Raw genomic sequence first — 22,544 nt, forward strand, 5'->3', positions numbered from 1 at the left:
TCTGCCGCGTGCTTTTTGCTGCACGCGGACCGCGGGTATCAGCCGATACCCGGTCTTCCCTGCGCCTCTTCTTCGGACGAAGAGGTTCATTCAGGACACAACTCGGGCGTAGTCCGCCGCGAGACGGCTCAGCCATACCCGCTGTTTGAAACGTATACAACGCACCCGTGCCATGTCCTGATCAGGTGGACAGTCGCAGGGTGATCTGCCGTCTATCCAGTGGCGTCAAAAGCACTGCGCGGCTGCGTCGCTAGGGCGCGGCCGCGCCACCGATCTTGTCTGCATTCGCGGGCGTTGCGGGATTGTCGATCAGTTGAGGTCGGCCCGGCCGTCGGGGCGACGTTTGCGCACGCCACCGAGAGCGGTCCGGCGAGGGGATCATGCAGGAAAGCTCCCGCTCGGCAAATCGACAATGGCGACGAGCAGCTCGTCTTCAGGCAAAGCATCGAGTCTGCCGCCCGGCCGGGTACAATCTAGAGGGCTGTGATCAGTTCCTGATCGCGCGGCACCGCAGCCTGGAGGACTTTACCCGCCGCTCCTGGAGGCCGGTAGCTGCCGTGTTGGACCGGCCGGCCCGCACGGAGCTGGCAAGCCGTCCCATCAAGGACAATTCTGGTCCAGTGATAATGCCAATAACTGGCACTGTTGAATGGGGCAGGCCTGGCCTAAATCGCTCGTGAACCGCCTCCTGACACAAGGGCAAGCCATCATGAGCAGGGACAGCGCTCACCCGAACTCCGAAACGACCGCTGAAGTGCCCGTCTACAAGAGTTGGACATGCGTGCTCTGCGGACTCGTCTACAATGAACGCGATGGATGGCCCGACGACGGCATTCCACCCGGCACGCGTTGGCAGGACGTGTCCGAAGACTGGATCTGCCCCGACTGTGGTGCAGGCAAGAGCGACTTCGCGATGGTCGAGGTCTGAACAAATCCTGACAATGGCTGCGTGACCGTCAACGGTGACGTGGCGTTCTCTTCCTGCCGAAGGAGTTGCAATGTACGTTCCCTCGCACTTCGACGAAGCCCGTCCTGAGATGCTCTACGATCTGATCGAAAAGAATCCGCTTGGCATTTTGATCACGCACGGCAAGAGCGGCTTGAACGCCAATCATATTCCGTTCGAGCTGAACCGAGCGCAGGGGCAGTGGGGAACGTTGCACTGCCACGCGGCGCGCGCGAACCCGGTGTGGCGGGATCTGGACACTGGCGCTGAGGTGCTCGTGGTGTTCCGCGCGTCTGACGCCTATATCTCCCCTCAATGGTACCCGAGCAAGCAGGATTTCCACAGGCAGGTGCCGAGCTGGAACTATCTCGTCGCGCATGCGTACGGGCGCGTGACCATTCACGACGACGAACGTTACGTGCGCGGCAATGTCGCCCGTTTGACACGGAAGCATGAAGCGTCTCAACCGGTCCCTTGGAAGATGACTGACGGTCCGAAGGACTATATCGACACGATGCTCAAGGCGATCGTCGGGCTGGAGATCGCAATCACGAACCTGGTCGGAAAATCCAAGCTGAGCCAGAACAAGGAGGTGCGGGACATACGCTCCGCAGGCGAGAAAGAACGAGGCGAGCATGTCATCGGAGACGCCATGCTGGCGGCCGCAGCCGTCAAGGCAAGCCAGGAGTAGAGACGCGGCAATCAGGCGATAAGAGCAGCGCGCGAGCGATCCAGCCGTCGTATTTGTCAGTATTTGTCAGCGTCCCCATGCGGGGCGAGGAGACGTCCGGCGCGCCGGTGTGAGCATGAGCGACTGTCTCACGATCTGACCGCCTTCAGCGGCGCGGGCTTGGATGGGCGAGCCGTTCCCTTGGCTGCGACGAATGCATCGAGGACGCCTCTGAGGCGCACGACGGCGGACTGTAGCTCCGCAATCGAAAAGCCGCCGAACCCGAGCATGAGTCCGCCACGAGGCGGGGTCGCATGGTACATGGGCGAGATCGGTCGCACCACCAGCCCCGCCTTGTGCGCCTGCTCCGCAACCGCGACATCGTCGAGGCCGGGCGGAAGCCAGAGTAACAGGTGCATGCCCTGGTCGCTCGGCTGCAGCGTTGCCCAGGACGGTAGGTCCTTGACAAGGGCGGAGATCAGGGCGGCGCGTCGTTCTGCGTAAGCGCCGCGAATGCGCCGGATGTGGGCTTCGAAATGACCTTCGCGCATGTACTGCGCGAGGACGTGCTGGTCGACCGCCGGCGAATGGCGATCGATGAGGGCGCGCGCGCCAGCGAACGCGTCGACCAGGGGAGGGGGAACGATCGCATACCCGATCCTCATCGAGGAGAACATGACCTTACTCATCGTCCCAAGGTACACGACGCGCGCGGGATCAAGTCCCTGCAACGATGGAAATGGATGTCCGGCGTAGCGAAGTTCGCTGTCGTAGTCGTCTTCGACGATCCAGGCATTGTTCTGCCGCGCCCACGACAGCAACGCGGTGCGTCTCGCCATGCTCATGGGCATGCCCAACGGATACTGATGCGAAGGTGTGACGAAAGCGACCCGGGCGTTCGGGCACTGGACGAGACCGTCTTGGACGTCGATGCCCTGATCATCCACGCGAATCCGAAACGTCCGGACATTGAAGTTTTCGAGCACGGCGATGATGCCGGGGTAGGCCGGGTCTTCGGCCCACACGGCATCGCCGTCAGAGAGAAGGGCGGTCGCCGATATGAAAAGCCCTTGTTGCGTGCCCGCCGTAACGATGACCTGATCGGGCTCGCATTTCACGCCCCGAGCCTTCCGTACATATTCGGCAATTGCGATCCGCAAATCGGGTAATCCTTTCGGATCAATGTAGCCCGACGGGGCGGCTGCCCGCAGAGCCCGGACACGATTGCCAAGCCGTCGCCATTGGTCGCCGGGGGCAACTGCACCTGCGGGATGAGCAATCGCAAACGGCGCCGGGTCTTGAGGCCGGAGAGTCCGCGCGACCTCAGCAAGACGGGCGACTTTCTCCGGCAACAGAGGACTGGGGTCTGCGCGTTCGATCAACGCCGGAGCGCGGGTCATCAAATCGGTGTCGGCATTGACGTTCGCGACGATCGTGCTGCCTCTGGCCCGGGCCTCGAGGTAGCCTTCTGCATGGAGCTGATGAAACGCCTCGATGACGGTTCCTCTCGCGAGCTGCAATGAATTGGCAAGGGCGCGAGTGGATGGCAGTCGCTCGCCAGGCTTCAGGATCCCCTTCGATATCGCCTCGCGAAGCGCTTGAGTCAGTTGGTATCCAACGCGGCCGGCAGTCCGGTCGAGCGAGCCCAGCGAGGGAATTGCGATGATGGTTCGGCGTCGTGCCATCGGTTCTCTGGTCCAACTGTTCTCCCGAATCTTGGACCAAACAATAGATCAGTTCCAGACGCCGGTGTCGGATTCGCTCCAATTGCGAGGGTTTGCGAAGGTTTGAACTGAGAAAGAACCCGATCAGGGTATCGGGCTACGAATTCGCATACCGGAACCTGCCGCTGGTAGCGGGTCGAAGAGGCGCTGGACATGCGGAGATGGAGCGCGACTCCGAAGCCCTGTGTGGGCTGACCAGCAACGCTGGCTATGCAGCCATCTTCGCCAATTGGCTAAGTCGCTGCCAGCTTCCTTGCCGTGCTCCAAAGACTCTCAGCGGCATGGATCATCCGCGCCCGCGCGCGGATGAGGCATATGCTGATCTTGATGTCCCAGTCCTTCGGGCCGGCTCTCACCAATCGGCCGCTCTGGAGATCGAGCTCGACCAGGCTGCGTGGAGCCCAGGTGATCCCGCGGCCTTCTCGGGCCATGTTGATGAGCAGCATCACCGGTGCTGAGAAGCTGGGGAGCAGCATGGCGCTCGGCTGCTTCGTCGCGAGGAACGCGGTCACGATGCGGCCCACGCCGGAACCCGGATGATAGGCGAGATAGGGCAGCGGCTTGTCCGCAGAGCCAGGCAGCGCAAACCGCGGCATCGATTGCCGCCGGCGACCGCTGCGCGTGACGGCCTTGTAACCGGTCGCGCTGATCGGGACCAGGACGTCGTCGGCGAGATCGATGCGCTGAAAGCGATCGTTATTTAGACGGCTGGCGAGCGACGGATGGTAATGCGCCAGCATGAAATGCGCATGGGCCTCGAGCAGGAGCTTCTCACACCCGGCGAAGTTCGACGCCACGAGCTGAACGGCGGATCCGCATCGCGCGCGGTCGACCCGGCGGATCCAGTCCGGAAAGAACGTCTGCGACAGTGCGTGGGTGGCGACGAATTGAACCGTCTCGGCCTTGAGGCGCGCCGCTTCCAGGGCCTCCTCGCGGCCGTTTGACAGCCTGCGAATGACGTCCTCCGCCACCGGACGAAAACTCTCCCCCGCCGGCGTCAGCTTCACGACATGCGTGCTGCGCTCGAACAGAGGCGCTCCAAGCCACGCTTCCAGCGACTTGATCCGCCGGCTCAAGGCCGGCTGCGTCACGTGCCGGCGCAGCGCTGCGCGGGAGAAGCCGCCGTCCTCCGCAATGGCGAGGAAATCCTCGATCCAGCTCAGGTCCATGATGCCAGCTCGTTATTGAATTATTCCAATACGGCATTAGCACCGCGGCACCGGCTGGTCCAATGTCAGGCCAAAAATAAGGGCCGCGGAGACGCTGTTTGCAGCGCCAAAGAGCGCGAGGCGGGAGGACACGGAATTGACGATCACAACGACTCCTTTGTCCGAGGCGCTCCCGACGCAGGCTGCCGCGTCCCGTGCCGGCTCGCTTTGGCGGGAGCCTTATGTCCTGATCGTGGCGGGCGCCGTGCTGGGCGCACTCGTCGGCGCGCTGTTTCCGGCTGCAGCACTCGAATTCAAGCCGCTCGCCGACGGCTTCATCTCGCTCATCAAGGTCACGATTGCGCCGCTGGTGTTCCTGGTCGTGGTGACCGGCATCGCGCAGGTCGGCGACATGAAGGCGGTCGGGCGCATCGGACTCAAGGCCTTCCTGTATTTCGAAATCGTCACGACGCTCTGCCTGCTGTTCAGCTTCATCGTGGTGCGATGGGTCCAGCCCGGCGCGGGTGTGGCGCACGCCACCCCGCAACAGGCCGAAGCCGTGGCCCGCTATGCGCAGACCCATGTCGGCTCGTTGTCGGCCTATATCCAGCACATGATCCCCGAAAGCTTCTTCGGCGCCTTTGCCAGCGGCGACGTGCTTCAGGTTCTCGTGCTCGCGCTGCTGTGCGGCATTGGCCTCCTGATGCTCGGCGAAAAGGCGCTGCCGTTGCGCTTGGGCATGGAGCGGTTGACCGAGCTCGTGTTCAGCGTGGTCCATGTCGTCGTCATGCTGGCGCCGATCGGGGCCTTCGGCGCCATGGCTTTCACGGTCGGCAAATTCGGCGCCGCCACATTGTACGCCCTCGCGCTCCTGGTCGGGACGGCCTGGGCGATGATGGCGTTCTTCATCTTCGTCGTCCTGGGAATGATCTGCCGTCTGGTCGGCATCCGGCTGATGGACCTGCTCCGGCTGTTGCGCCCCGAGCTTCTCGTCGTGCTCGGAACGTCGTCGTCGGAGACGGCGATTCCCGGAATGATGGAGAAGCTGCCAAGGGCGGGGGTGGGACGCGCCGTGACCGGTCTCGTCATTCCGTCCGGCTATTCCTTCAATCTCGACGGCGTGGCGCTGACATTGCCGCTGAGCACGATCTTCGTGGCGCAGGTCTACGGCATCGAGCTGAGCACGGCGCAGCAGTTGAGCCTGTTTGTCGTGATGCTGTTCACCAGCAAGGGCGCAGCCGGTGTCACGGGCGGGGCGTTCGCCGCGCTGGCGGCGACCGTCGTTGCGGCCGGGCTGCCTGTCGAAGGCCTCGCGCTATTGCTCGGAATCGACCGCTTCATGTCGCTGGCGCGCGCGATCACCAACACCATCGGCAACGCAGTGGCCGCGATCGTGGTGGCGAAATGGGATGGTGAATTCGACCGCGACGATTGGGGGCGGGTCGTCCAGATGAAAGCAGCGAAGTAGGATCCATGGTTCTCAGTGAAGACTTGCCGATCGTGGCGCTGGTGCCCGGTGATTGCACCGGTATCGGTCCTGAGCAGACGGCGCGAATCCTCTCCGATCACCGGCTGGCCGATGCGGCGCGCCTCGTCGTGGTGGGCGATGCCCGCGTGCTGGAGATGGGAATGGCGCATGCCGGCGTGAGCCTCGATATCGAGCGGATCGGCTCCCCCAGCGAGGCTTCCTGGGTTTCCGGCAAGATCCAGCTGATCGATCTCGGCAACACCGACCCGTCGAGGCACCCGATCGGAAAGGCCAGCGCCGAGTCCGGGCGGCTCACCGGAGAGACGCTGTCGCGGGCGATCGATCTCGCCAAGGACGGCGCGATCGATGCCATCACCTTCGCGCCCTTGAACAAGCGGGCGATGTTCGACGGCGGCTGGAGGTACCCGGACGAGCACAAGATGTTCGCGGACCTGCTCGGGCACCGTACGTATTTTTCTGAAATGAACGTGTTGGATGGACAATGGATGTCGCGCGTCACCGGGCACCAGTCCCTGCGCGAGGCGCTGAACGACATCAGCCCGCCGCGGATCACCGATGCGGTGGTCCTCGTCGACAGGATGATGCGGAGATCCGGAGTCGCCGCGCCGCGGATCGCCGTGGCCGCACTGAATCCGCATGCCGGCGAGGGCGGCTTGTTCGGTCGCGACGAGATCGAGATGATCAAGCCGACGGTCGAGGCGATTGCGAAACAGGGCATTGTCTGCAGCGGTCCGTATCCGGCGGATACGGTTTACATTCGCGCGTTTGCCGGCGAGTTCGACAGCGTCGTCGCGATGTATCATGACCAGGGGCAGATCGCGACGAAGCTGCGCGGCTTCAATCGCGGAGTGACCGTCACGGCCGGCCTCGAGACCGTCTTCACCACGCCCTCGCACGGCACGGCGTTCGACATCGTCGGCAAGGGCGTCGCAGACACCGGCGCGCTCGAAAGCGCGGTCCGGCTCGCCGCGCAATTGGCCTCGTTCAAAGCCCGGGAGATGTCACATGCACACTGATCGCAGGACCCTGCTTCAGGCCGCCGCCGCTCTTCCCTTGTCCGCGGTCGGCGCGACTACGGCATTTGCACAGGCTCAGGCACCGGCGGCGCCCGCCGCGGCGCCGCCCAAGGAGGTCACGCGTACGCTTGCGCGGTACATCGTCTCGGCGGGATATGATGTTCTGCCGGTCAAGGTCGGCAAGGAAGGCGTGAGGACGCTGCTGAACTGGGTCGGCGTCGCGATCGGCGGGTCGCGACACGAAACGGTCGATATCGCGGTCGCGGCGTTGGCGCCGTTCTCCGGCCCGCAGCAGGCGTCGCTGTTCGGCCGGCGCGAGCGGTTCGACATCATGAACGCCGCCTTCATCAACGGCGTGTCCAGCCACATCTTCGATTTCGACGACACCCATCTGAAGACGATCATCCATCCGGCCGGCCCGGTGGTTTCGGCGATCATTGCGCTCTCGGAAATGCAGCCGGTCTCCGGAAAGGAGTTCTTGAATGCGCTCGTCCTCGGTGTCGAGACCGAGTGCAGGATCGGCAACGCCGTCTATCCGAACCACTACGATGTCGGCTGGCACATCACCGGGACTGCCGGGGTGTTCGGTGCGGCTGCGGCTGCCGGCAAGCTGTTGAAGCTCAACGAGCAGCAGATGACCTGGGCGCTGGGCCTCGCCGCGTCGCAGCCGGTCGGCCTGCGCGAATCGTTCGGGTCCATGAACAAGAGCTTCAACCCCGGCCGTGCGGCGTCAAACGGCATATTTGCCGCCCTTCTGGCGTCGAAGAATTTCACGTCGTCGGACGGGATGATCGAGGCGAAGCGCGGCTGGGCCAACACGATCAGCACGAAGCAGGACTATGGCGAGATCGTCGGCGATCTCGGCAAGCGTTACGAAGCCGCCCTCAACACCTACAAGCCGTTCGCCTGCGGCATCGTTCTGCATCCGGCGATCGACGCTGCGATTCAGCTGCGCAACGAGAACAGGCTGACGGCCGACCAGATCGACCATGTCGATCTCAAGGTCAACCCGCTCGTGCTCGAGCTGACCGGCAAAAAGACGCCGCAGCAGGGGCTCGAGGGCAAGTTCAGCATCTATCACGCGGTGGCCGTGGCGATCGTGGAAGGCGCGGGCGGAGAGAAGCAGTTCAGCGATCGCGCGGTAACCGATCCGACGGTGCTGTCGCTGCGTAGCAAGGTCATTCCGGTCATCACGCCCGAGATCAAGCCGGAGCAGGTCGAGATGATGATCGTGCTGAAGGATGGGCGGAAGCTCAGCCGCCGCATCGAGCACGCCGTCGGCAGCGTTGAAGTGCCGATGACCGACCAGCAGCTCGAGGCGAAGTTTTCCGATCTTGCCGACGGCATCGTTCCTGCGGCGTCGATCCGGCGGATCATGGACGCCTGCTGGAATGTCGAGGGTCTGTCGAATGCTGCCGATATCGCGAAGATGTCGGCGTCGGCGTGACCATGGCGAGGAGGTCCATGCCGTCGCGCCGCCGTCTCCTGCAATCGGCGGGCGGGTTCGCTGCCGTCGCGGCCATGCCCATCCATCAGGCCTGGGCCGCAAGCCCGGGCGTGACCGAGCGCCTGGCGCGCTACATGGTCGCGGCGCGTGACCAGGAACTGCCGGAGCAGGTAATGCTCGCATGCAAGCACCGCCTTCTCGACACGCTCGGCGCCATGGTGTCCGGCGCGCGCATGCATCCGGGCGAGATGGCGCTGAAATACGTGCGCAGCCTCGGCGGTGAGTTGCAGGCGTCCGTCGTCGGCTCCGACGTCCGGACGACGGCCGTCAATGTGGCGATGGCAAACGCCATGTGCGCTCACGCCGACGAGACCGACGATTTCGAACCGGTCACTAAGGCGCATCCGGGGTGCGCGGTCATCCCCGCCGCGCTCGCTATGGCTGAACGGGAGCATCGCAATGGGCGCGACGTGATCCGCGCCGTTGTGCTCGGCTATGACCTGACCTGCCGCCTTCTGATGGCGCTCGGACCGGAACTGGTGCGTGGCTCGCATCGCAGTGCCGAGGGCACGTCGTCGACATTCGGTGCGCTCGGCGCGGCGGCCTCGCTGGCGCGACTGGACGAGCGTGGCATGCGTCACGCCATCTCCTACTCGGCACAGCAGGTCTCGGGGCTGTGGAGTTGGGTGAAGGACAAGGACCATATCGAGAAGGCGTTCGATTTCGCCGGCATGGGCGCGCGCAACGGCGTGATGGCCGTCGACATGGTGATGGCCGGGCTCACCGGCGTCGATGACGTGCTCGATGGGACCCACAATTTGTTCATCGCGCTGTCGAGCGATCCGAAGCCGGAGGAGATGGTCAGGGATCTCGGCAGCCGCTTCTACGTCACGGAGACGGCCATCAAGACCTTTTCGGTCGGCTATCCGATCCAGTCGCCGCTGGATGCGCTACTTACGCTGCGCCGACAGCACGGGCTCACTCCGGACAACGTCCGCAGCATCCTCGTCAAGCTTCCGACCGACGCGATGGGAATCGTCGGCGACAGCGCCATGCCCGACGTGAACTGTCAGCATCTCGTCGCGCTTGCGTTGGTCAAGGGGGCGGTCTCGTTCGGAGACAGTCATGATGTCGCGCTGATGCGCGACCCGACGATCCTGGAGCAACGGGCGAAGGTGACGCTCGCAGGCGACAAGGGCTTGATGGATCCGGCTGCGCCACGCGGTGCGATCGTCGAGGTGACTCTGGTCGATGGCCGCAAGGTCGATCATTTCACCAGACACCCGCTGGGCACCAAGGAGAATCCGCTGGGCACGGAGGCCGTCAACGCCAAAGCCACGGATCTCATGGCGCCCGTGCTGGGGAGTGAAAAGACGGAGAGGCTGATCGACATGGTCGGGCGGCTCGAAGAAATCGACGACATCGGCCAGTTGCGCGCACTATTCGCGGCGTGATCGGCTGTCATGGCGATGAGAGGCGAGGGAACGTCATCGTCTGATCCGTTCCCTTGGCGGCGAGGCGAGCAGCGCGCCGGCTCGGTCCTCTCCGGTGCATTCTGCGGATGACGAAAAAAGAAGACGAAGCGGGAGGGACGAGACATGAAGCAGAGGCGGATGCAGCGGCGGAGAAGGCGACCGTGATCGGATTCGACTTCGCGTTCCCGTCGGTCGGACACGTCGAGAAAGACGGCGCCGGCTATCGGCTGATCCCATCATCGTGGAATCCGACGCTATGAAAGACCGGCATTTTATCAGCACGGCGGTACCGATGTCGGATCGCGCCAGACCACGCATGAAATCGACCGGTCTGCTCGCATCGCTTTGCTTTGCCATCGCAAGTGTTTGCTTGGGCCTCTCGGCCATGATGGCGGGAGCAGCTGCGCAGGATGCGCGCGAGATCGCTCCGACCGGCGTGCTGCGCGTCGCTGTTGCGGTCGGGCCGGCCGCCTCCGCGTTCTGGACGACGCGCGATCCGGCGACAGGCAAGCCTGTCGGCGTGACAGTCGAACTGGCCAAGGCGGCCGCGGGCAAGCTCAATGTGCCGCTTGAGCTCGTCGAATATCAGAGCTCGGACGAAATCGCGGCCGCCGGCAGCAAAGGGGCGTGGGATCTGTCCTTCATGCCGGCGGATCGCAAGCGGGAGCAGTTCGTCGATCAAGGACCTGCCTATGTCGCCTACATGAGCGGGTATCTCATTCGCGCGAACTCGGACATCACGGCCGTCGCCGATATCGACCGTCCGGGAATCCGGGTCGGCTGCATCGAAGGCACCTCGACGTCCAGAACGGTCGAGGCGAGCATGAAAAGTGCCAGCGTGACGAAATTCGTCAAACCCGAATCGGCCGCTGATTTGATCGGTCAGAGTCGGCTCGACGCCCTCGCCATGGGCATGGAAGCACTGGAGGAGCTGTCGCGGCGACTGCCGGGCAGCCGGGTCTTGAACGAGGTCATCCAATCAACGGGCGTCGTCGTGGTCGTCCCGAAGGGCAAAGTGACGGCGCGGGAGTGGGCGGCCGGATTTCTTGCAGATGCCAAGGCGAATGGCACAGTACGCCGAGCGCTCGATCAAAGTGGATTTGTCACCGCCAAGGTCGCCCCGTGATGCCGTGGTGAACTCCGGCCAAGCCATATCTTTGGCTTATGAGCGCCAACGCCAAATCGTATTTTGGCTGTGCTGGAATTCCGTCTATCTCCAATCGGCGGGCGATGAAGCTGTCGGCAATCATGATGGACACGACCGGCAGGCACGCTCGGAAAGTGCGCCTGCATGGTCCATGCGGCCACCCGATTGTACTGCACTCGCGGTTGTTCTCCCGGCCAACGAAGAAGCGCATCTGGTTCGAGTCCTGGCCTGAAAGTGAACGATCATGAAACTGGGCTGGTATTCCGAACTCGACGAGGTCGAACGCCGGACGTATTGGGCTTGCTTCGCGGGCTTTGGTCTCGACTCGCTGGATTCGACGATCTACGCGCTGGTCATCCCGGCGCTGATTGCAACAATCGGACTGACGCGCCCTGAAGCCGGCTATCTCGCGACCGCAGCCCTCGTCGGTGCAGCCATCGGTGGCTGGGGCGGGGGGATCCTTGCCGATCGCATCGGCCGCATCAAGGTCCTGCAACTGACGATCCTCTGGGTTGCCCTGTTCACGCTCGCATCGGCTTTCGCGACCGGCTTCAACTACTTGCTGATCGTGCGTTTTCTCCAGGGCCTCGGCTACGGCGGTGAGGCGGCCGTGGGTGGCGTCCTGATCAGCGAGGTCGTCAGGCCCGCGCTGCGCGGCCGGGTGGCCGCGTCGGTGCAGAGCAGCTACGCGGTGGGTTATGCGGCTTCCGTCGCGCTGCTCCCCGTCATTTCATCGCTGTTTCCTGAAGAGCTCGGCTGGCGCGTGTTCTTTGCGGTCGGCATCGCGCCGGCCTTTCTCGTGTTCTTCATCCGCCGCCTTGTGCCGGAGTCCGGGCTTTATCGTCAAGGCCGCGCGGACAAGACAGCCGGACGGCCCGCCTGGACGATCTTCACCAGGGCCCATGTGCGGCGTACCGTGGCGGCGGTCACGATGGCCACCGGCATTTTCGGCGGTGCCTATGTGATGATCACGTGGCTGCCGACCTATCTGCGCACCGTCCTCAACCTGACCGTGGGGAGCAGTGCAGGCTATCTTGCCATGAACATCCTGGGTTCGTTGGTCGGACCGTTGCTCTATGGCTGGCTTTCGGATCGCACGGGCCGGCGTCCCGCATTCATGATCTTCCTGCTATGCCAGGCCGTGAACGCGAGCATCTATCTACTAGCTCCGATCGGCGCCAACACGACGATCCTGCTCAGCTTCTTTCTGGGCGCGTTCCAGGGTGGGTTGGCATCAGGAATGTTGCCGACCTTTGCCGAATTGTTTCCGACCGAGATTCGTGCGAGCGGGCAGGGTTTCTGCCTCGGTGGCGGGCGTGGGTTCGGCTCGGTCGTGCCTGCGACCGTGGGCCTGCTTGCTGCGTCGCATCCTCTTGGCTTGTCGATGGGCCTTTGCGCGCTCGCCGCCTATGGACTTGCTTTCATCGCCGCGATGGCTTTGCCCGAGACCAGCGGCGCTGACCTGCAGCGTATGACTCCGTTGGAGATGCAAGCAGGGCAGCCGGGAGATCTCGGCAACCTCCAAGCACGGCCGTCGGAATGAGGAGGCTGAGAACGACACGCCTCGTCGAGCGAAACAAGGCGCCCAGGCTGGCCGACGAGAGCACGGAGAAGGCAACAGGGTCGGGAGGAAGACATGCACTATCGGACCATTTTGAGCGTCATCGCATGCGTCGCAGCTCTGCACTTATCGAACAGCCTCGCCCAGACATCGAACACCGACAATCCCAACGACGCGGTCGCGGATGCACTGACTCCGCCTCCTTATGGCGAGCCGATCAGCCTGGAGATGGCCAAGAAGGTGGCTGCTGCGGCCGTTGCCGAGACGACGAAACGCAATTGGAACGCATTCTGCATCTCCGTGGTCAATCCGAGCGGCGATCTGGTCTATTTCGAAAAGCAGGACAATTGCCAATATGCGTCGATCGGCCTGTCTCAGCACAAGGCGCGCACGTCGGCACGTTATCGACGCCCCACGCTGGTGTTCGAGACGTTGCTGGGCAAAGGTGCGTATTTCGCCTATCTCGCCACGCTCGATGACATGATCGCATCGCGAGGCGGCAATCTGCTGGTCGTGGATGGCAAGATCATCGGTGCCGTCGGTGTGAGTGGTGGGTCGGGCGCCCAGGACAACGTCGTATCCCTGGCCGGGCAAGCGGCGCTGAAGTAGACGAGACCGGGCCGGAGGCGGGGCGTGATGCAGTCGCGACCGCCGGTCAGACGGTCGGCGCGTGCGCTAGGCCGCCGGCGGGATGGCGGAAGACATGGAGTCGTCGACCAAGCTGACGCCGCGCCATTGTCCGGATGTGACGAGCGTTCGCGCAGTATCCTGGAGTTCCTTGGCGACGGCGAGGGCTGCAGGCGCCAGCAGGTCCGGCTTGATCGAATAGACATAGTTGCGTCGCGTGATCCGGGCGTCCGAGATCGGCAGGGCGCGCCAGTCCTCGCTGCTTCGTCCTCCTGCCTGCAGCGCCGACATCGGCTTGATGGTGACCCCGATGCCCTCACCGACGCAGCTCATCACCAGCGAGAGCGAGTCGATCTCGGCGACCACATTCGGCGTGATGTTGCGCCGCTCGAACTCCGCAGCTACACGCCGGCGCAGGCCATGAGTTCCCGTCGGCAGGATCAGGGGCAGCTCTGCAACTTCTGCAACTGTGATGCTGCAACGGTGGCGCGGCACCAGCGGGCTGTCGGCAGGGAGAAGCACGAACAATTCCTCGTCGAGCAGCGGAATCGCGTCGAGCTTGGATGACACGTCGTTGTTGAACAGGATGGCCAGGTCGAGCTGGCCAAGCCGCATCATGTGGGCGATGTGGCCGCTCATTCCCTCGACGACGTTGAGCAGGATGCCGGGATATTTGGCGCGGATGCACTTGGTGAGCGGCAGCCCGATCGCGAGCACGGTCGTCGCGGGCAAGCCGACCGATACCATGCCGCTGACCTCTGCCGAATCCTGGCGGGCAATCGACAGCGCATGGTCGAGCTGCCGCAGCATGAACCGGGCGTGATGGTAGAGCGCAAGGCCGTTCTCGGTCGGGATCACGCCGCGCGAGGAGCGCTGCAGCAAGGGCCTGCCCACTTCCTCCTCGAGCTTTGCGATCTGCTGGCTCAGTGCGGGCTGCGCAACGAACAGGCAGCGCGACGCCTTCGACAGGCTGCCGCTCTCGACGATCTGGGCGAAATAGCGCAACTGACGCAAATCCATGAGCGGGAACCGCACTGCTTGGGAAGAACGAGACCTTGCCGCCGGGCTATATGCTCAGCTTATGGCAACTAATCCAAAACAGTATTTTTGCTAATGTCAATTTCTCTCTAAGGACGAGGGTAACAGGTGTGAAGACCCTTTGGGAGGAACCAGACGATGGCGGACGCTGCGGTTCAGGGACAGGCGTCGGCCGGTCTGCCATCGTGCCGCCTCTTGATCGCCGGGGAATGGGTGAATGGTCCGCACACCATCGCCGTGCTCGACAAATATCGCCTGCGGCCCGCCATGTCCGCGCATCTGCCGTCGCGCGAGCAGGTCCGCAGCTGCATTGTCGCCGCGGAGCGGGCGTTCGAAGCCAATGTACTGACGCCCTATGATCGCGGCCTCATCCTCGATCGCGCTGCGGTCGAGCTTGAGAAGCGTGCGTCGGAGCTGGTGGAGGTGCTGCGCCAGGAGGCGGGCTTTCCACGCCGCGATGCAATGGGCGAAGTCCAGCGTTGTGCGACGACGTTTCGGCTCTCCGCCGAAGAGGCGCGGCGGCTGGCCGGCGAGATGGTGCCGATGGAAGGGGCCGCAGGCCAGAAGGGCCGCATCGGCTTCACCATCCGCGTGCCGCTCGGCGTCGTGGCCGCGATTACGCCGTTCAATGCTCCGCTCAATACGGTGGCGCACAAGGTTGCGCCTGCGCTGGCGGCTGGTAACGCCGTGGTGCTGAAACCGTCGCTGCATACGCCGATGACGTCCTGCATCATGGCGGAGTGCCTGATCGCGGCAGGTCTGCCATCGGGCCTGATGTCGGTGCTGCATGGCGATAGCGAGGTTGCCGATTGGCTGATGAGCGAAGCTGCCGTGAAGTTCTTCGCTTTCACCGGCAGCACGGACATCGGCCGCATCATCCAAAGCAAGGCGGGACTGCGCCGCACGCAGATGGAGCTCGGCTCGATCTCGCACTGCGTGATCTGCGAGGACGCCGATCTCGATATTGCGTTGCCGAAGGTCGTCAACGCGGGCTTCCGCAAGGCCGGCCAGGTCTGCACATCGATCCAGGTGCTGCTGGTGCAGCGTTCGCTGATCGGGCAGGTGGAGCAGAGACTTTCAGAGCTCGTTGCCGGGCTGCCCTACGGAGACCCCGGCGAGGACGACACCGTTGTTGGGCCGGTCGTCAGCGAGGCCGCCGCGCAGCGCATCGAGTCCTGGATCGCGCTGGCCGAGCAGAGCGGCGCGCGGCGTCTGGTCGGCGGCGCGCGGGTGGGCGCCGTGGTTCCTCCCACGCTGCTCACGAATGTCGACAAGGCGACCCCGCTCGGCTGCCAGGAAGTGTTCGGGCCTGTGATGTGCGTCGCGCCCTTCGATGTGCTGGACGAGGCGATCGCGCGCGTCAACGACACACCTTATGGACTTGCCACGGGCATCTTCACAAAACGCCTGGACGAGGCTCTGCAGGCCGCGCGGCAATTGCAAGTCGGTGGCGTTCACATCAACGAGACTCCGAGCTCCCGCGTGGACCTTATGCCGTATGGCGGCTCCAAGGATTCCGGGTTCGGCCGCGAAGGGCCGCATTACGCGATCCGCGAAATGAGCGAAGAGCGTATCGTGACGATCCTCGCATGACGCGAACCGTCACCTGACAAGGATCTGACCATGACCAAGATGAAGGGCGGCGAAGTCATCGCCGAATATCTCGTCAAGCAGAAGGTGCCCTTCGTAATCGGCATCTGCGGACACGGCAATGTCGGCATTCTTGATGCGCTCTACCAGGTGCGTGACCGCGTCAAGCTGGTCTCGCCCCGCCACGAGCAATGCGCCGGCCACATGGCCGACGCCTATTTCCGCGTCAAACACAGTCCGGTCGCGACCCTGACCTCGACCGGGCCGGGCTCGGCCAACATGGTGATGTCGCTCGCAACTGCGTTGTCGGACTCCTCGAGCTTCCTTGCGATCACCGCCAATGTTCCGACGTCGCAGGCCAATCGCGCGCCGTTCCAGGAATTGTACGCGCACAACCAAGCCGATTTCGCCCAGGTGCTGCGCCCGGTGGTGAAACGCTCGTTCCAGCCGAGCCGCGTCGACATGCTGCCGCTGGCGCTGCGCCAAGCCTTCGACACCATGGTCACGGGACGTCCCGGCCCGGTCAATCTCGATATCCCGTACAATGTTTTCCAGGAGGAGGCCGACGTCGAGCTGCCGGCGCTGTCGCATGTTCACGGCAGTCACCGGCCGAGTGCGAGCGAGGCCGACGTCACCAGGGCGCTCGATCTGATCGAAGCCGCCAAGCGGCCGGTGTTCTTCATCGGGCAGGGCACGACCCTCTCCGAGGCCGGTCCCGAGATCGGCGCGCTGCAGAGCCGCCACGGCATTCCGGTCATCACCTCGCCCAATGGCATGGGCTGCGTGCCGGCGGATGATCCGTTGACGCTCGGCTTCATCGGCCGCAACGGCGCCTATCCGGCCAACCAGGCCGGCCGTCACGCCGATCTCGTGCTCTGCATCGGAACGCGTTTCGACGATCGCTCGTCCTCGAGCTGGCACCAGGGCTACTCGTGGAATTTTCCGTCGACGAAGCTGTTGCAGATCGACATCGATCCGGCGGAGCTCGGCCGCAACTATCCGCCGACGCTCGGCATCATCGCCGACGCCAAGACCTTCGCCGCGCAATTGCTCGCGGCGCTGGAGCGTCGCCCCGCGATCCGCCGCGAAAATTTCGCGGCGTGGCGCGACCAGATCGGGACCTGGAAGGCGGAGTGGGAGGCGTTCGTGCGGCCGCACTTCAGCGCCGACACCACGCCGATCCGGCCGGAATATGTCGTCGGAGCCCTGCAGGACGTGCTGCCGGACGACGTCATCCTGTCGCTCGATTCCGGCGTGCATCACAATTGGTTCATGCAGTTCTGGCAGCCGAAGCGGCCGCAGAGCATGCTGAACAGCTGGGGCTTTTCGTCGATGGGGTTCGGCGTCTGCGGCGTGCTCGGCGCGCAGCTGGCCGCGCCCGACCGTCCCTGCGTCGCCGTCGTCGGCGACGGCGGCTTCATGATGGCGCCCTATGTCGTCGCCACGGCCGTCGAATATGACCTGCCGTGCATCTGGATCGTCTGGAACAACTTCGCCTGGAGCGCGATCCGCGATCTGCAGTATGGCCTGTTCGAGGGCCGCGAGCTCGGCACCGCGTTCTATCGCGGCAATCAGGGGCCCGGCGGAGATCGCTACAACCCCGACTTCGCGGCCTGGGCGCGCGCCTGCGGCGCTGACGGCGTGACGGTGACCCGCAGCGCCGACCTGCGCGGTGCAGTCGAGACCGCGATCAAGAACCGCCGGCCCTGCGTGATCGATCTGCATGTCGACGCCGAGGTGCGCCCGCCATCGACGGGCACCTGGGAGCTGCCGCCGATCCCATTCAAGGAGCCGGTGTTCGGCAAGCCTTACAAACGCGACTGACGATACAAAACAAAGATAACAACATTGAGAGGGAGGAGCACCATGTTGAAGCGTGATCTGAACCGGCGATCTTTCATGCGCGCGTCGGCCGGCGTGGCTGCCGCATCCGTGCTCGGCGTCGGCGGTCCCGCGCGAGCCCAGTCCGATGGGCCCGTCCGCATCGGCATGATCTATGCCAAGCAGGGGCCGGGCGCCTCGATCGGTGAGTACCTGCAACGCGGCAGCGCGCTTGCGGTCGAGCAGGCCGGCGGCAAGGTGCTGGGCCGCCCGATCGAGCTGGTCTGGCTCGACGAGCCCAATCCCCAGGTGTCGCAGCAGAACGTGCAGCGGCTTGTCGACGAGAGCAAGGTGGTCGCCGTGGTCGGCGGCAACTACTCGTCCTCGGCGCTCGCCATGATGAGCGTTGCCAATCGCGAGAAGGTGCCGCTGATCCTGACCGGCGCCGCGGCCAGCGAGATCACCGGCAAGAGCTGCAGCAAGTACACGTTCCGCACCCAGGCGACCGTGCCGGTTCAGATGGCCGGCCTGATGCCCTACGTCTCCAGCATCGGCAAGAAGGTCTATTTCATCACGGCGTCATATGCCTTCGGCCAGGACATCCTGCGCGCCTCGCGCGCGATGCTGAAGCAGGTCGGCGCCACCGAGGTCGGGGTCGACGAGGTGCCGATCAACACCGCGGACTACAGCTCCTACATCCTCAAGATCCGCCAGGCCAAGCCGGACGTGATCGTCGGCGGCCTGGTGGGCGGCGACTTCTCCAACTTCCTGAAGCAGTGGAACGAGATGGGGATGAAGGACAAGATCCCCTATGCGGCGGTCGCCGTCACCGACACCGACTTCTGGGACGTCGGGCCGCAGGCCTCGACCGGCATCTACATCAAGCCGTGGTACTACAACAATCCGAAGAATACCGCCGCCGAGCAGAAGCTGATCGAAGATTTCAAGAAGAAGTACAATCAGCCGCCATCGGACAAGACGTGGTCGGGCTGGATCGGCATGCGGGCGCTGTTGGAATCGATCGAGGCGGCGAAGTCGACCGAGGCCGCTCAGCTCGTGGCGCATCTCGAGCAGTGGAAGAACACCGAAGGCGAGTTTCCGTTCTTCTTCCGCGACTGGGATCACCAGCTGGTGCGCCCGGCCGTCATCGTCCAGATCAAGAAGCAGATCACCGACAAGTTCGACTATTTCGACGTGCTGAAGAACACCTCGGCGACCGCCGAGGAGACGGCGAAGGCGTTCGGTACCAAGGAGGATATCGGCTGCAGCATGCCCTCGCTCTGAGGCGGCGGCGACCCTTGTTCCTGCAGCGTACTGACAGGTTCGAACGATGCTCGACACTCTCGTCTCCCAGGCGGCCAATGGACTCGTGCTCGGCTTCATCTACGTGCTGATCGCCGTAGGTCTGTCGATCACCTTCGGCCTGCTCGGCGTCATCAACTTCGCGCATGGCGCCTTCTTCGCGCTGGGGGCCTACGTGGCCTGGCAGCTGTTCCAGCTGTTCGGCTGGAGCGCCGTGATCCTGGCGCCGCCGGTGGTCGGGCTGATCGGCATGGCCGTGGAGGTGACGATCATCCGCCGCCTCTACGGCAAGGAGCCGCTGCTCAGCCTGATCGTGACCTTTGCGCTGGCGCTCCTGATCGAAGCGGTGATCCGCTACGCCTGGGGCGCCGACGGCAAGCCGTTCAATCCGCCGCCGACCTTTGCAGGGATCGTCGAAGTTGGTCCTCTCCTGATCACCAAATATCGCGTGGCCGTGCTCGGCGCGACCACCGCGACCTTGCTCGGCCTATGGGGCTTCCTGGCGTTCACGCCCTATGGCCGGATCCTGCGTGCCGGCAGCCGGGACCCGGAGATGGTGGAATTGCTCGGCATCAATCTGCCGCGGGTGCTCACTGCGGTGTTCGGGCTCGGCTGCATGCTGGCGGCGATCGCCGGCGTGCTGGCCGCGCCGCTGTGGACGGTGTCGCCGTCAATGGCTGCCAATGCGGTGATGCCAGCGTTCGTGATCGTGGCCATCGGCGGCCTCGGCTCCTTTCGGGGCGCAGTGGTCGCCGGACTCGCGGTTGGAATCGTCACCTCGCTGACCATTCAGTTCTGGCCAGAGGCGGCCGCCGCATCGATGTATGCCTTGATGTTCGCGATCATGCTGCTGCGGCCGCGCGGGCTATTCGGCGAGCGCTGGGAGCGTTTCGAATGACGACGGCCAAGTCCGTGCTGCAGCGGCTCGCAAGTCACCCGGTGCTGGTGGCGGCCGCGATACTGGCGCTCGCCTCCGGCATCGCGCTCGCTGTGGGCATGCCGATCCATCGCGTGACCCAGATCGCGATCTACACGCTCTACGGCGCGGAGGTGAACTTCCTGATCGGCTATCTCGGCCTGGTGCCGTTCGGCGCGTCCTTCTTCTTCGGCTGCGCGAGCTATGCGCTGGCAATCGGCCTGGGCTTCATGCCGGCCGCCAATGAAATCACCGGTCTGGCGATCGCGGTGGCATTTTCGCTGCTGCTGGCGCTGATCGTCGGCGCCATCATCCTTCGCCGGCGCGGACTCTACTTTTCGCTGCTGACGCTGGCGTGCTCCCAGATCGCGTTCGAGATTGCGTTCAAATGGACCTCGGTGACCGGAGGCGAGAACGGCCTGCAGAACGTCGCGCGTCCGCTGTTTCGCTCCGCGCTTGCCTTCCACGGCTTCACGCTCGTCGTGGTGATCGGATCATTGTGGATGCTGTGGCGGCTAGCGCATGCGCCGTTCGGCCGGCTGATGCAGGCGTTGCGCGACAATGAGCAGCGGGTCGTAAGCCTGGGTTTCGACACCTACCGCACCAAGCTGATTGCGCTCGTCATTGCCGGCGGCGGCATCGGCGTCGCCGGCGGTTTGATGGCGCTGCTGCTGCAGGGCGTCTACGCCAACAATCTGAACTGGGAACATGCCGGTGATCCGGTGCTGATGGCGGCGCTGGGCGGCGTGCATCATTTCCTGGGGCCGTTGTGGGGCGCCATCGTCTTCATCGTTTTGGAGGACCGGCTCAGCGCCATCACGGAGAATTGGTGGCTGGTCTTCGCCCCCATCATCATCGCCTTCGCGCTGCTGTCAGATGAGGGCATTCACGGCATCTTCCAGCGTATCGCCGGCCGCAGCCGCTGGACCCTGACGCGCAATGTCATTCCACCGCGGCCGCGCGACATCATTCCCTATGCGCCGGATCGTGCACGTCAGGCTGCGGCGACGGCCTCACAGGTGCCGATTCTCGCAATCCGCAACCTCTCCAAGCATTTCGGCTCGATCGTGACCCAGAACGACGTGTCGTTCGAGATGAGCCGCACCGGACTGCACAGCCTGATCGGCCCCAACGGCGCCGGCAAGACCACGTTGTTCAATCTGCTGACCGGTGTGCTCCGGGCCAACGCCGGCACGATCCTGTTCGAGGGCAAGCCCATCGATCAGCTGTCGCCGTACAAGCGCGCGCGGCTCGGCATCGCCCGCTCGTTCCAGATCCTGAGCGTCTTTCCCAATCTCACTGCGTTCGAGAACGTGCGTATCGCGGTCCAGGCTGCCAACGGGCAATGGACGGGTCTTTGGCGCGATGCCTATGATGATGCGGCTGCAAACGCGAAGGTGTGGTCGCTGCTCGATGCCGTCGGCCTTGCCGATCGCGCCGCCGAGCTTTGTTCCGCGCTGGCGCATGGTGAGAAGCGGCTTCTGGAGATCGCGGTGTCGCTCGCGATCGACGCAAAGCTCCTGCTGCTGGACGAGCCGCTGGCCGGTCTGGCGGAGTCGGACCGCAAGATCGTCGGAGAATTGATCATGCGGCTGGCGAAGTCCCACGCCGTGCTGTTGATCGAGCATGACATCGACCGTGTGCTGGCCATGTCCGACCGCATCACGGTGTTGCATCAGGGGCGGCTGATCGCCGACGGCAAGCCGGTGGAAGTGGCTGCCCATCCCGAAGTCGTCACGGCCTATCTCGGCACGGCCCATGGCCAGGTCGCGGCGGCTCCGTCGCGGGCGACCAATGTGACGCCGCTTCCCGGCAGCGCCGCCGCCGAGCCGCTGCTCAGGCTCGAGGGCGTGCGCGCCGGCTACGGCGGTGGCACCGTGCTCGACGGGCTCGACCTGGCCGTGCGGCCTGGCGAAGTGGTGGCGCTGCTAGGGCGCAACGGCGTCGGCAAGACCACCGCGCTGCGGGCCATCACAGGCACGGTGCCGGCGAGCGGCGGTCGCATCACGTTCGACGGCAGGCAGCTCAACCGGTTACGGCCGGACGAGATCAACCGTCTTGGCATCTCGCTGGTACCGGAAGGACGCCGGCTGTTTCCGAATCTGACCGTGCAGGAGAATCTCAAGCTCGCGAGCCGCGCCGGCGGCGCGTCGCTCGACGACGTGTTCGATCTGTTCCCGAAGCTCCGCATCCTGCACAAGGCGCGTGCCGAAAATCTCTCCGGCGGCGAGCGGCAGATGGTGGCGATCGCGCGCGCGTTGATGGTGCCGAGCCGGTTGATTTTGCTCGACGAGCCGTTCGAGGGCCTGGCGCCCGCTGTGGTGCAGGAGGTCCGCGACGCCGTGTCCAAATTGAGGTCGCGCGCGAGCCTCGTCATCGTGGAGCATCATGCCGAGAGCGTGCTGGCGATGGCGGACCGCGCCTATGTGCTGGTGAATGGGCGCGTGGCCCATGTCGGCGATGCTGCCGCGCTCGCGGCCGATCACGAACTGCAAGGGCGTTTGCTTGGCATCACTCAGACCGCTGATGCAGTGCAACGGGCGGCAAACGGGTCATGAGCAGCTGCGAGTTCGTGACCATCGGCACCGGCTGGCCGGCCCAATCTGAACCTTCCTGAGGAGATGAGA

The 22,544-nt window shown here is 64.3% G+C and carries 17 protein-coding genes; 14 read left to right on the forward strand and 3 right to left on the reverse strand.

Annotated elements, in window-relative coordinates; all coding sequences use genetic code 11:
• Nucleotides 1-754 precede the first annotated feature (754 nt).
• On the forward strand, nt 755-928 hold the full coding sequence (locus QW863_RS00005; RefSeq protein WP_409977882.1) for a rubredoxin: 174 nt from the start codon (nt 755-757) through the stop codon (nt 926-928).
• A 70-nt stretch (nt 929-998) separates the two neighbouring features.
• Entirely contained in the window at nt 999-1,637 is a 639-nt protein-coding gene (locus tag QW863_RS00010; protein ID WP_315718525.1) for an FMN-binding negative transcriptional regulator, read from the forward strand.
• A 128-nt stretch (nt 1,638-1,765) separates the two neighbouring features.
• Here QW863_RS00010 and QW863_RS00015 read toward each other — a convergent pair whose 3' ends face one another.
• Both QW863_RS00015 and QW863_RS00020 read right to left on the reverse strand, forming a co-directional pair.
• Nucleotides 1,766-3,301 (reverse strand): PLP-dependent aminotransferase family protein, encoded by a 1,536-nt coding sequence (locus tag QW863_RS00015; RefSeq protein WP_315718524.1) that lies wholly within the window; start codon nt 3,299-3,301, stop codon nt 1,766-1,768.
• A 272-nt stretch (nt 3,302-3,573) separates the two neighbouring features.
• Nucleotides 3,574-4,509, reverse strand: a complete 936-nt coding sequence (locus QW863_RS00020; RefSeq protein WP_315718523.1) for a LysR family transcriptional regulator — start codon at nt 4,507-4,509, stop codon at nt 3,574-3,576.
• Nucleotides 4,510-4,645: 136 nt separating this feature from the next.
• Here QW863_RS00020 and QW863_RS00025 point away from each other — a divergent pair, with 136 nt between their 5' ends.
• The 7 genes from QW863_RS00025 (at nt 4,646) to QW863_RS00060 (ending at nt 13,232) form a co-directional block, all read left to right on the forward strand.
• Nucleotides 4,646-5,956 (forward strand): cation:dicarboxylate symporter family transporter, encoded by a 1,311-nt coding sequence (locus QW863_RS00025; protein ID WP_315718522.1) that lies wholly within the window; start codon nt 4,646-4,648, stop codon nt 5,954-5,956.
• Between the two features lie 5 nt (nt 5,957-5,961).
• Entirely contained in the window at nt 5,962-6,993 is a 1,032-nt protein-coding gene (locus QW863_RS00030; RefSeq protein ID WP_315718521.1) for a PdxA family protein, read from the forward strand.
• Nucleotides 6,983-8,440 carry an MmgE/PrpD family protein gene (locus QW863_RS00035; protein WP_315718520.1) on the forward strand — a complete coding sequence of 486 codons (1,458 nt, stop codon included), beginning with the start codon at nt 6,983-6,985 and terminating at the stop codon, nt 8,438-8,440. The genes QW863_RS00030 and QW863_RS00035 overlap by 11 nt, the downstream gene beginning before the upstream one ends.
• A 17-nt stretch (nt 8,441-8,457) precedes the next feature.
• The gene (locus tag QW863_RS00040; RefSeq protein WP_315718519.1) at nt 8,458-9,894 is read left to right on the forward strand and encodes an MmgE/PrpD family protein; all 1,437 of its coding nucleotides are present in this window, start codon (nt 8,458-8,460) and stop codon (nt 9,892-9,894) included.
• Between the two features lie 277 nt (nt 9,895-10,171).
• Nucleotides 10,172-11,041: a transporter substrate-binding domain-containing protein gene (locus tag QW863_RS00050; RefSeq protein ID WP_315718518.1), complete on the forward strand. Its 870-nt coding sequence runs from the start codon at nt 10,172-10,174 to the stop codon at nt 11,039-11,041.
• Between the two features lie 265 nt (nt 11,042-11,306).
• On the forward strand, nt 11,307-12,605 hold the full coding sequence (locus tag QW863_RS00055) for an MFS transporter (protein WP_315718517.1): 1,299 nt from the start codon (nt 11,307-11,309) through the stop codon (nt 12,603-12,605).
• 93 nt (nt 12,606-12,698) lie between these two features.
• Complete coding sequence (locus QW863_RS00060) at nt 12,699-13,232, forward strand: GlcG/HbpS family heme-binding protein (RefSeq protein ID WP_315718516.1); 534 nt, start codon at nt 12,699-12,701, stop codon at nt 13,230-13,232.
• A 66-nt stretch (nt 13,233-13,298) separates the two neighbouring features.
• Here the strand turns inward: QW863_RS00060 and QW863_RS00065 are convergent, their stop codons facing one another.
• Nucleotides 13,299-14,270 (reverse strand): LysR substrate-binding domain-containing protein, encoded by a 972-nt coding sequence (locus tag QW863_RS00065; protein ID WP_315718515.1) that lies wholly within the window; start codon nt 14,268-14,270, stop codon nt 13,299-13,301.
• Between the two features lie 156 nt (nt 14,271-14,426).
• Here QW863_RS00065 and QW863_RS00070 point away from each other — a divergent pair, with 156 nt between their 5' ends.
• The 5 genes from QW863_RS00070 to QW863_RS00090 are packed head-to-tail and all read left to right on the forward strand — an operon-like array spanning nt 14,427 to nt 22,475.
• Nucleotides 14,427-15,881 carry an aldehyde dehydrogenase family protein gene (locus QW863_RS00070; protein WP_315718514.1) on the forward strand — a complete coding sequence of 485 codons (1,455 nt, stop codon included), beginning with the start codon at nt 14,427-14,429 and terminating at the stop codon, nt 15,879-15,881.
• A gap of 30 nt (nt 15,882-15,911) precedes the next feature.
• Nucleotides 15,912-17,702, forward strand: coding sequence for a thiamine pyrophosphate-binding protein (locus tag QW863_RS00075; RefSeq protein WP_315718513.1), 1,791 nt, complete (start codon nt 15,912-15,914; stop codon nt 17,700-17,702).
• Nucleotides 17,703-17,744: 42 nt separating this feature from the next.
• Nucleotides 17,745-18,983: an ABC transporter substrate-binding protein gene (locus QW863_RS00080; protein WP_315718512.1), complete on the forward strand. Its 1,239-nt coding sequence runs from the start codon at nt 17,745-17,747 to the stop codon at nt 18,981-18,983.
• Between the two features lie 46 nt (nt 18,984-19,029).
• Complete coding sequence (locus QW863_RS00085) at nt 19,030-19,899, forward strand: branched-chain amino acid ABC transporter permease (RefSeq protein WP_315718511.1); 870 nt, start codon at nt 19,030-19,032, stop codon at nt 19,897-19,899.
• Nucleotides 19,896-22,475, forward strand: coding sequence for a branched-chain amino acid ABC transporter ATP-binding protein/permease (locus QW863_RS00090; protein ID WP_315718510.1), 2,580 nt, complete (start codon nt 19,896-19,898; stop codon nt 22,473-22,475). The genes QW863_RS00085 and QW863_RS00090 overlap by 4 nt, the downstream gene beginning before the upstream one ends.
• The last annotated feature ends 69 nt before the right edge of the window (nt 22,476-22,544 follow it).

Origin of the sequence: Bradyrhizobium sp. SZCCHNR1017 (assembly GCF_032381375.1) — a bacterium.
Lineage (GTDB): Bacteria > Pseudomonadota > Alphaproteobacteria > Rhizobiales > Xanthobacteraceae > Bradyrhizobium.

Coding starts and splice junctions, on each gene's coding strand:
- QW863_RS00055 (WP_315718517.1), top strand. CDS start 11,307: ATGAAACTGGGCTGGTATTCCGAACTCGACGAGGTCGAACGCCGGACG.
- QW863_RS00080 (WP_315718512.1), top strand. CDS start 17,745: ATGTTGAAGCGTGATCTGAACCGGCGATCTTTCATGCGCGCGTCGGCC.
- QW863_RS00010 (WP_315718525.1), top strand. CDS start 999: ATGTACGTTCCCTCGCACTTCGACGAAGCCCGTCCTGAGATGCTCTAC.
- QW863_RS00060 (WP_315718516.1), top strand. CDS start 12,699: ATGCACTATCGGACCATTTTGAGCGTCATCGCATGCGTCGCAGCTCTG.
- QW863_RS00030 (WP_315718521.1), top strand. CDS start 5,962: ATGGTTCTCAGTGAAGACTTGCCGATCGTGGCGCTGGTGCCCGGTGAT.
- QW863_RS00040 (WP_315718519.1), top strand. CDS start 8,458: ATGCCGTCGCGCCGCCGTCTCCTGCAATCGGCGGGCGGGTTCGCTGCC.
- QW863_RS00035 (WP_315718520.1), top strand. CDS start 6,983: ATGCACACTGATCGCAGGACCCTGCTTCAGGCCGCCGCCGCTCTTCCC.
- QW863_RS00020 (WP_315718523.1), bottom strand. CDS start 4,509: ATGGACCTGAGCTGGATCGAGGATTTCCTCGCCATTGCGGAGGACGGC.
- QW863_RS00085 (WP_315718511.1), top strand. CDS start 19,030: ATGCTCGACACTCTCGTCTCCCAGGCGGCCAATGGACTCGTGCTCGGC.
- QW863_RS00090 (WP_315718510.1), top strand. CDS start 19,896: ATGACGACGGCCAAGTCCGTGCTGCAGCGGCTCGCAAGTCACCCGGTG.
- QW863_RS00015 (WP_315718524.1), bottom strand. CDS start 3,301: ATGGCACGACGCCGAACCATCATCGCAATTCCCTCGCTGGGCTCGCTC.
- QW863_RS00065 (WP_315718515.1), bottom strand. CDS start 14,270: ATGGATTTGCGTCAGTTGCGCTATTTCGCCCAGATCGTCGAGAGCGGC.
- QW863_RS00070 (WP_315718514.1), top strand. CDS start 14,427: ATGGCGGACGCTGCGGTTCAGGGACAGGCGTCGGCCGGTCTGCCATCG.
- QW863_RS00075 (WP_315718513.1), top strand. CDS start 15,912: ATGACCAAGATGAAGGGCGGCGAAGTCATCGCCGAATATCTCGTCAAG.
- QW863_RS00050 (WP_315718518.1), top strand. CDS start 10,172: ATGAAAGACCGGCATTTTATCAGCACGGCGGTACCGATGTCGGATCGC.